Annotated in this window: 7 protein-coding genes; 2 read left to right on the forward strand and 5 right to left on the reverse strand. The window is 71.3% G+C overall.

The window, feature by feature from the left end:
- Nucleotides 1-422 precede the first annotated feature (422 nt).
- Both JGS39_RS35195 and JGS39_RS35200 read left to right on the forward strand, forming a co-directional pair.
- Complete coding sequence (locus JGS39_RS35195; protein ID WP_236064447.1) at nt 423-1,874, forward strand: beta-propeller fold lactonase family protein; 1,452 nt, start codon at nt 423-425, stop codon at nt 1,872-1,874.
- Nucleotides 1,875-2,217: 343 nt separating this feature from the next.
- Nucleotides 2,218-3,018, forward strand: a complete 801-nt coding sequence (locus JGS39_RS35200; RefSeq protein ID WP_219573827.1) for an SAM-dependent methyltransferase — start codon at nt 2,218-2,220, stop codon at nt 3,016-3,018.
- Nucleotides 3,019-3,030: 12 nt separating this feature from the next.
- Here JGS39_RS35200 and JGS39_RS35205 read toward each other — a convergent pair whose 3' ends face one another.
- From JGS39_RS35205 to JGS39_RS35225, 5 genes are all read right to left on the reverse strand, one after another.
- A complete protein-coding gene (locus JGS39_RS35205) occupies nt 3,031-4,041 on the reverse strand; it encodes an LLM class F420-dependent oxidoreductase (RefSeq protein ID WP_219573828.1) in 1,011 nt (336 codons plus the stop codon).
- Nucleotides 4,042-4,170: 129 nt separating this feature from the next.
- Complete coding sequence (locus JGS39_RS35210) at nt 4,171-4,959, reverse strand: DUF5336 domain-containing protein (RefSeq protein ID WP_219573829.1); 789 nt, start codon at nt 4,957-4,959, stop codon at nt 4,171-4,173.
- A 219-nt stretch (nt 4,960-5,178) separates the two neighbouring features.
- A complete protein-coding gene (locus JGS39_RS35215) occupies nt 5,179-6,126 on the reverse strand; it encodes an N-acetylmuramoyl-L-alanine amidase (RefSeq protein ID WP_219573830.1) in 948 nt (315 codons plus the stop codon).
- 155 nt (nt 6,127-6,281) lie between these two features.
- Complete coding sequence (locus tag JGS39_RS35220) at nt 6,282-6,926, reverse strand: class I SAM-dependent methyltransferase (RefSeq protein ID WP_306106237.1); 645 nt, start codon at nt 6,924-6,926, stop codon at nt 6,282-6,284.
- 99 nt (nt 6,927-7,025) lie between these two features.
- Nucleotides 7,026-8,310 (reverse strand): M20/M25/M40 family metallo-hydrolase (locus tag JGS39_RS35225; protein ID WP_219573832.1); only part of this gene is annotated, 1,285 nt, incomplete at its 5' end.

Genomic DNA, 8,310 nt, shown 5'->3' on the forward strand with positions numbered 1-8,310 from the left:
GGGCGGGGGCCTGAGCCGCCGGCGGCCCTGACCGGTCTTCGCTGTGGGGCCCAGCCGAGTGGTGGTGCCGGGCGTATCAGGCGGCGCGCTCCCGGCCTCCTCGCCGCTACCCGAAGACGCCTGCGGCCCTGATGGGTTCCGGTGTACCACCCGCGTGCACTCCGCGCGCGCAACCACCGCCTCCCGCACACGTCTGTACGCGCCGCACCACGGTACGTAGCCTGCTCAGCGGACAGACAACGCTCCTCGCCGGTCGCGGAAGCCGCGAGAACGCCAGGGGCGACGACGCCGGATTTCCGTTTCGCGTGAGTCATCACCGCGACCGACCGACACCTCCTTTCTGTCAGAGCCGTCAACTCATCACCGACCGGTGCCCGTTCATGTCTCGACGGCGTCCGGCGCGTCAGGGGGAAACGATGTCCATGAATCAGCGACGTGAGCACGACCGGATAGCCGACGGCAGACGTACCGGAGGGGCGCCGGCCGGGGGACGGTGGAAGCTGCGGGCGATCGGCGTGCTGTCGTCACTGACGCTGGCAGCCGTCGCGGTGGTCGCGGTGCCGTCGGGGCCGGCGGCGGCGGTACCGACGGGGACGTATGCCTTCGTGGCCGGCTACGGCAACGGCACCGTGACGGTGATCGACACCACCACCGGCACGGCGGCGGCGAGCATCGCCATCGGCGGCAGCCCCCGCTCCGTGGCCCTCACCCCGGACGGCACCCGTGCGTACGTCAGCAACTACAGCACCGGCAAGGTCTCGGTGATCGACACCACCACCGACGCGGTGACCGCCACTGTCGACGTCGGCAACAACCAGGAGCAGTTGGGGGTGACTCCGGACGGCTCCCGTGTCTACGTCGCCAACGCCGGCAGCGCCAGTGTGTCGGTGATCGACACGGCCACCGACACGGTGTCGTCCACCGTCCCCGTCAGCGGAAACCCCCGGGGTCTCGCGGTGTCACCCGACGGCTCGCGCGTCTACGTCACCGACTCGGGCAGCACCGTGTCGGTGATCGACACCGCGACCGATACCGTCTCGGCCACCATCGGCCTCGGCGTCGGCGGGGGCAGCAGCGGGCTCGCGGTCGCGTTCGCCCCGGACGGCGCGCACGCCTACGTCACCAGCGCGGGTGACAACAGGGTGTACGTGATCGCCACGGCCACCCACTCGGTGACCGCGTCCATCGGCGTCGGCTACAGCCCGCACGGGGTGATGGTGACCCCCGACGGCTCGCGTGCGTACGTCGCCAACTACTTCAGCAACAGTGTGTCGGTGATCGATACGGCGACCAACACGGTGACCACCACGCTCGGCGTCGGCACCCACCCGTGGGAGGTGTCGCTGCCACCGGGCGGCGACCACCTCTACGTCACCAACAGCGACAGCGGCAACGTGTCGTTGATCGACCTGGCCGACAACACCGTGAGCTCCGGTATCGGCGTCGGCGCCATACCCCTCGGTATCACGTCGGGCGTCGTGCGTCCCGCGCGGGCCGACCTCGCCGTCGATCTGAAGGCCAAGGCCAACGCGCTCCTTCCGGCGTCCATCGGCTACACGCTGACGGCTCGCAACATGGGCCCGGGAGCGCTCGCTTCGGCCACGGTCACCGCGACCCTGGCCGCCGGCACCACGGCGACCGGAGTCCCGCCCGGCTGCGCGACCACGGGCAACACCGTCGTCTGCACCTTCACGAACCTCGCCGAAGGGGCCACCGCCACCGCCGGTTTCAGGGTTCCGCTGTCGCTGCTCCGGGTTGGTCAGGTCACGGTCGAGGCCGTGCGTACGACGTCGTCACCGACCGACCCCAACCCTGCCAACGACACGTCGTCGGCGTCCTGCACGGTGATCTCCATCCTGCTGGCCGCCTGCTGACGCCCGACGCGCTCACCGGACGTCTGCGCACCTGACGAGGGAGGAGCGCGGCTGCACCTCGCTTCCCGCCCGGGCCCCGGGTGCGGCTCGCGGCCCACAGGGGACGGTGAAGGAGTCACGCGCGCGGCAGCACGCCCCATAGCGCTCAGGTGAACGAGACCCGCAGGGCGTCACGCGGTAGGGGGCGGGGTTTCCGCCCCGCCCTGGAGGGCCCTTGGACGCCAATGCCACGTAGGGGAGTTGCTCCCCTTCCGGGCTGGTGCGGATGTTGCTGGTGAGTCAGCATGGGTGTGCGCGGTACGGGGGTCGTGCGCGCAACCGATGTGCGACTTGAAGAGGGCCGATGACTGACGAGCAAGGCACCCCGACGCCGGTGGACGGGATCGACACGGGCACGCCGCATTCGGCGCGGGTGTGGAACTACTGGCTGGGCGGCAAGGACAACTACGAGGTGGACCGCCGGCTCGGGGCGACGATGGAGGAGCTGTACCCGCAGATCATCGACATAGCGCGCGCCTCCCGGGCGTTCCAGGCGCGGGCGGTGCGCTATCTGGCCGGTGAGGCGGGGATACGGCAGTTCCTGGATCTCGGCACCGGTTTGCCGACGGCGAACGCGACGCACGAGGTCGCCCAGGAGGTCGAGCCGACGGCACGCATCGTGTACGTGGACCACGACCCGATCGTCCTCGCCCACGCGCGGGCCCTGCTGACCAGCCGGCCCGAAGGGAAGACGGACTATGTGCACGCGGACCTGAGGGACGCGAAGACGGTGCTGCGCGAGGCCGCCCGGACGCTGGACCTCGACAAGCCGGTGGCCGTGATGGTGCTCTCGACGCTGGGACACGTCGCGGATTCGGACGAGGCCGCGGCGCTGCTCCGCAGCTACCTGGACGAGCTCCCCGCGGGCAGTTATCTGATGCAGTGCGACACCATCGGAACCCCGGAGACCGAGGCCGGGTCCGAGGAGTACGCCAGTGGCGGCGCCATGCCGTACATCTCGCGGCCCAAGGAGATCATGGCGACCTTCGCGGACGGACTCGACCTGGTGGAGCCTGGATTCGGCTCGATCAGCCTGTGGCGCCCCGAAGAGCCCGTCGTCGGTGAGCCGGTCGACCAGTGGGGATTCGTCGCCGCCAAGCGGTAGCGGTCGTGGTGGCTACTGGTTGAGATCTGCGAGCACGCGCAGGGTGTGGGGGTCCGGCGCCGTCACCAGGAGGTCGGTGACCGGGCCCTTGCGCCACAACTCCAGCCGTTCCGCGATGCGTTCGCGCGGCCCGACCAGTGAGATCTCGTCGGCGAACGCGTCCGGGACGGCCAGCACCGCCTCCTCCTTGCGGCCCTGGAGGAACAGTTGCTGGATGTGCCGCGCCTCCTCCTCGAAGCCCATCCGTGCCATCAGGTCGGCGTGGAAGTTGCGCGCTGCCGCGCCCATGCCGCCGATGTAGAAGCCGAGCATCGCCTTCACCGGCAGCAGGCCCTCCGCGACGTCGTCGCAGACGTGTGCCCGGGCCATCGGCGCGATCATGAACCCCTCGGGGAGGCCGCTCAGCGACGCCTCGTACACATCCGTGCGCATCGGCGACCAGTACAGCGGCAACCAGCCGTCCGCGATCCGGGTCGTCTGGGCGATGTTCTTCGGCCCCTCCGCGCCCAGCAGCACCGGGAGCCCGGCGCGCAGCGGATGCGTGATCGGCTTCAGCGGCTTGCCGAGGCCGGTGGCGTCCGGGCCGTTGTACGGATGGGAGTGGAACCGCCCGTCCAGGGCGACGGGCGCCTCGCGTCGGAGCACCTGGCGCACCACGTCGACGTACTCGCGGGTCGCGGTGAGCGGGCTCCTGGGGAACGGCCGCCCGTACCAGCCCTCCACGACCTGGGGGCCGGACAGCCCGAGTCCGAGCATCATCCGGCCGCCGGAGAGGTGGTCCAGGGTCAGGGCGTGCATCGCGGTGGCGGTCGGGGTCCGGGCGGCCATCTGCGCGATGGCGGTGCCCAGCCGGATACGGGAGGTGTGGGCGGCGATCCAGGTCAGCGGGGTGAAGGCGTCCGACCCCCAGGCCTCCGCCGTCCATACCGAGGCATAGCCGAGGTCCTCCGCCTCGCGGGCGAGGTCCAGGTGCGCCGGGTTCGGGCCGCGGCCCCAGTAGCCGAGAGCGAGTCCGAGCCGCATTCCGCTGCCTCCCCGTATTTCTGACGATGCATCAGATGTAGTCGGAGGGTACGACAGCGGCCCCCCGCCCGGAAGGGGTGGGGGGCCGCTGTCGATGATGCGTGTGCGTGCGCCTTCGCGCTTTTGCCGTCAGCCGCGCTGGATGCCCGTGGTGTCCTGGAGCACACCGCGACGGCCGTCCTGCGTCTGGGCGATGAGGCCCGGGCCGCGCTGCTCGACCGCGAGGTACCAGGTGCCCGGAGCCAGTTCGGCGATCGGGGCCGGCGAACCGTCCTCGCCGTACAGCGGACGGGCCACCGGCACCGCGAACCAGAACGGGGTGAAGTCCCCGGCGGGCGCCGCCTGCTGGGCGGGGGCCTGCGCCTGCTGCGGGTCGGGCTGACCGGGCTGCTGAGGCTGACCGCCGAACGCCGGTGCCTGGCCCTGCGGCTGGCCACCGTACGGCGGCTGCTGGGCACCCGGGTAGCCGTAGCCCTGGCCGGGCTGACCGGGCTGGCCACCGTACGGCGGCTGTACGGCCTGCGGCTTCGGGGCGCCCGCCAGCGGGGCCTTGAGGGCCGGGAGCAGCGGGGAGGCGACCGCGCCCGCGGCGAGCGCGAGCGAGGAGATCAGGCCGAGGATCAGGCCGGCACCGGCGTCGATCTGGCCGAGGTCGATGATCGTCCAGAAGAGGCTCCACGCGGTGAACACCGTGGCGGCGACACCGAACTGGGCCAGGTCGAGACCGACGACCTTGCGCGGCTGCGGCTGCGAACGGGACAGCACGATCAGTGCGGCACCGATCACGCCGACCATGTAGACGCCGATCGCGTTGCCCAGGGAGTCCCAGGAGTTGGGCGCGTCGACGCTGGTGCTTCCGTAGTCGAAGTAGTCCAGGAAAGAGGCGATGAACAGCACGACCGCTGCTCCGATCACCACGCCATCGCCTCGAGTGAGGGAGCGGATATTCACGTGAAGGTCCTTAGTCGGTCGTCTCGTCGGGGCGGTCGTCGCTGCCACCGGTACGGCGGGTACGGCGCGAAGCTCGGGAGCGGCCCCCCATCGTACGGATGAATCTATCGTCTGGCCCGGCGGGTTGTGTCCCTGCCCGGTCCTTGGGCGGGCATCCTCCCGAATTCATCGCAGAACCACCTCTTACTACCCGTTGAGGTAGCTGCTGATGCCGTCCGCGATGCCCTGGGCGGCCTTCTGACGCCAGCCCGCGCTGGTGAGCAGGGCGGCGTCCTTCGGATCACGCATATTGCCGCATTCGATGAAGACTTTGGGCACGGTCGACAAATTGAGACCGCCCAGATCCTTGCGGGTGTCCAGACCGGTATTCCCGCCGATGTAATTGGAAGGCGCACTTCCGGTAGCGCGCACGAAGAGTCCGGCGATCCGGGTGCCCAGATCGCGCGAGGGACCCACGATCTTCGAGGTGTCCGCGCCACCGCCGCGCACGGATGCGGGGAGAATCACATGGAAGCCGCGGTTCCCCACCGCCGAACCGTCCGCGTGGACGGAGACGACGGCGTCCGCCCCGGCCTTGTTGCCGATCCGGGCCCGCTCGTCGACACAGGGCCCGAACGCCCGGTCGTCGTCGTACGTCAGGACCACCTTCGCGCCCTGCGCCTGGAGCAGGGTCCGCAGCCGGTGCGAGACGTCGAGCGTGAACCGGGCTTCCGCGTAACCGGAGTTCGTGGAGGTCCCGGTGGTGTCGCACTCCTTGTGCGTGGTGCCGATGTCCACCTGCCGGTTGATCTCGGAGGTGTGGAGGTGGTTGTCCGGATTGTGCCCCGGGTCGATGACGACCGTCTTCCCGGACAGCGGCCCGGATGCGGTCGCCGGCGTGGACGGCGAGGGTGATGCGGGCTTCTTCGACGGGGCCGGGCTCGTCGACGCCGGTGACGGTGTCGCCGGGGAAGCCGGTGCGGACGCGGCCGCCGAGGACGGGGCCGGGTCGCCGCCCTTCCCGGGCTGGGCCTGCGCGCCGCTGTCGCCGCCGCAGCCGGAGAGGCCGATGCCCAGGCACAGCACGGTCAGCGCCGCCGCGGCGGCCGGCTTCGGACGGCGGGGGGTGGGGGGAACGCTCTCGTCGTGACGCACCCGGCGATGCTATCCGGGAGCCCGCACGCTGTCCGGAGCGCTCGGATTTCCGCCCGGGCGCCCGGCGTCCGGGAGCCCGCACGCTGTGCGGGGCGCTCGGACGCCAAGCGCCCGGGCATGTGGCGTGAGGGAGCCTGTCGTGGTGTGCGGGGCGCTCAGATTCCGGCGCCGGTACGCCGCAGTACCCGCAGCGAGTCCGTGACGGAGATCTCGGTGAACGCTCCGGACGCCAGCGCCCGCAGATACACCCGGTACGGGGCCTGGCCGCCGTGCGCCGGGTCCGGGAATACGTCGTGGATCACCAGCAGCCCGCCCTCGGCGACATGCGGCGCCCAGCCCTCGTAGTCGCCGTTCGCGTGCTCGTCCGTGTGGCCGCCGTCGATGAAGACGAGGCCGAGCCGGCCGCCCCAGACGGCCGCCACCTGCGGGGAACGCCCGACGAGCGCCACCACGTGGTCCTCCAGACCGGCCGCGTGCAGCGTCCGGCGGAACGTGGGCAGCGTGTCCATCCGGCCCACCTCTGGGTCCACCACCGTGGGGTCGTGGTACTCCCAGCCGGGCTGCTGCTCCTCGCTGCCCCGGTGATGGTCGACGGTGAGCGCCGTCACGCCCGCCGCACGCGCCGCGTCGGCGAGCAGGATCGTGGAGCGCCCGCAGTACGTGCCCACCTCCAGCAGCGGCAGACCGAGTACGGCCGCCTCGGTGGCGGCGGCGTACAGCGCGAGTCCCTCGACCACCGGCATGAAGCCCTTGGCGGCCTGGAACGCGGCGAGAATCTCCGGCTTGGGCTCGGCGGCCACGGGTTCCTCCTGGTGGGACGGGTCGTTTCGACGGCGCCCCATCGTGCCGCACACCCCCGTCGACGCGGTCGGCGGGGGTGTGCGGTGACGAGCGACGGTTCAGCAGCTCTGCCAGAGCCGGGTCATGACGCGGACGCCGAAGCGCAGGCCCTCCAGCGGGACGCGCTCGTCCACGCCGTGGAAGAGCCGGCCGTAGTCCAGGTCGTGCGGCAGCTTCAGGCCCTTGAAGCCGAAGCAGCGGATGCCCAGGTGCGTGAAGGCCTTGGCGTCCGTGCCGCCGGGGTTGCAGTACGGCACCGGGTGGCCGTCCGGGTCCTCGGCGCGTACCGCGTCGCACATGGCGTCGACGAGCGGGCCGTCGAACGTGGTCTCCATCGCGATGTCGTGGTTGACCCACTCCCGGCTGACCGAGGGGAGCAGCAGCTTGTCGATGGTGTCGATCAGCTCCTGCTCGTGGCCCGGCAGGAAGCGGCCGTCGACGCGGGCGGTCGCCTTCCCGGGAATCACGTTGGTCTGGTACCCGGCGTTGAACATGGTGGGGTTCGCGGAGTTGCGGAGCACCACCTGCATGAAGTCGGAGACCGGGCCCAGCTTCGCGAGGCTGCCCTCGATGTCGTTCTCGTCGAACTCGACGCCGTAGAGGCGGGCGGCCTCCTCCAGCAGCGCGCGGACCGGTTCGATCAGCCGGATCGGGAAGGTCTCGCGGCCGATCCGGGTCAGCGACTCGGCGAGGTCGGTGACCGCGTTCTCGTCGTTGGGGGACGAGCCGTGGCCGGCCCGGCCGGTCGCGGTGAGCTCCATCCAGGCCATACCGCGCTGGGCGTTCTCGATCGGGTAGAGGCGACGGGTGTCGTCGAGGGCGAAGGAGAACCCGCCGCCCTCCCCGATGGCCTCGGTGACCCCGGCGAACAGCTCGGGACGGTGCTCGACCAGCCAGTGGGCGCCGAACTTGCCGCCCGCCTCCTCGTCGGCGAGGAAGGCCAGGACGAGGTCCCGGGAGGGCCGCGTACCGGTGCGGGCGAAGTGGCGGGCGGTGGCCAGCATGACGGCCACCGTGTCCTTCATGTCGATCGCGCCGCGGCCCCAGAGGTAGCCGTCCCGGATCTCGCCCGAGAACGGCGGGACCTGCCACTCGGAGGCGTCCGCGGGGACCACGTCCAGGTGGCCGTGGACCATCAGCGCGCCGCGCTCGGGGTCACGCCCCGCGATCCGGGCGATGACACTGGCGCGGCCCGGCGCCGACTCGATGAGCTCGGAGGCGATGCCCACCTCGGCGAGGCGGCCCACCACCCAGTCGGCGCTCGCGCGCTCGTTGCTCGTGGGGTTGGAGGTGTCGAAGCGGATCAGCTCGGCGCAGAGGTCGTCGACCTCTGCGCCGAGCTGA

This window comes from Streptomyces poriferorum (assembly GCF_019399235.1).
GTDB classification, from domain to species: Bacteria; Actinomycetota; Actinomycetes; order Streptomycetales; family Streptomycetaceae; genus Streptomyces; species Streptomyces poriferorum.